We start from the raw sequence: 1,115 nt of genomic DNA on the forward strand, positions 1-1,115 counted from the left end.
CCACCGGGATTGTGGTGTCGGTGGTGATGGTGTCGAGGACGTGGGTGATTCGGTGGAGCAGGGTGGTGGCGGTGGTGGTGTCGTAGAGGTCGGGAAGGTATTTCATGGTCAGGTGCAGGCGGGTGTCGGCGGAGGCGATCAACGTGACCGGGTAATGGGTGGCGTCGTGGGCGCTGGCACCGACCACCCGCATCCCGGCCAGATCGGTGTCCTCGGACAATCCGGCCCGATCCACCGGGTAGGACTCGAACACCGTCAACGTGTCGAAAACCGCCCCCGCCCCGGCCGCGGCCTGGATCTGGGTCAACCCGAGATGGTGGTAGTCGAGCAGACCGGCCTGCTCGGCCTGGACCCGTGCAAGCAACCCGCCGACGGATTCGCGGTAGTCCAGCCGCACCCGCACCGGCACGGTGTTGATGAACAACCCGATCATCGACTCGACCCCGGGGATCTGCCCCGGCCGACCCGAGACGGTGGCACCGAAGACCACATCCTCGCGCGAGGTCATGGTGGCCAGCACCAGGCCCCACGCCACCTGGATCACGGTGTTGAGCGTGACTCCCCGCCCGCGGGCCACCGCGGTCAGTGTCTGGGTCTGTTCCTCGGTCAGATCCAGCCGGCACTGGTCGGGAATCGTGGACAGCTCCCGACCCCGGTGCGCGGGGGCAAGCAGGGTCGGCTCCTCGACTCCCGCCAGAGCCCGCTGCCACACCGCGCGTGCGGCCTGCGCATCCTGGCGGCCCAGCCACGCCAGATACTCCCGGTACGGCTGCACCCGAGGCAACCCCGACCCGTCGCCTGCGGTGACATAGAGGGTCAGCAGTTCCCGCAGCAGCAACGGCAACGACCAACCGTCGAGCAGGATGTGATGATTGGTCAGCACCAACCGGTACTCACCGGGCGCGAGGGTGATCAACACCAACCGCAGCAGCGGCGCGGTGCTCATGTCGAACCGGGTGGCCCGGTCGGCGGTCAGGATCCGGTCGAGTTCGGCCCCACGCACGCTCTCCTGCACTGCGGTCAGGTCGATCTCACCCACCGGCACCTCGACACCGTCGGCGAGGACCTGCCAGAACCGCCCATCGGGAGCCGAGACGAACGCGGCCCGCAGGTTC

The 1,115-nt window shown here is 68.3% G+C and carries 1 protein-coding gene; it reads right to left on the bottom strand.

The window, feature by feature from the left end; translation table 11 throughout:
- The coding region (locus AC3EO7_RS37790) for a condensation domain-containing protein (RefSeq protein ID WP_435593882.1) at nt 1-1,115 on the bottom strand (1,115 nt) is incomplete at both ends.

This window comes from Nocardia sp. bgisy118 (assembly GCF_057708605.1).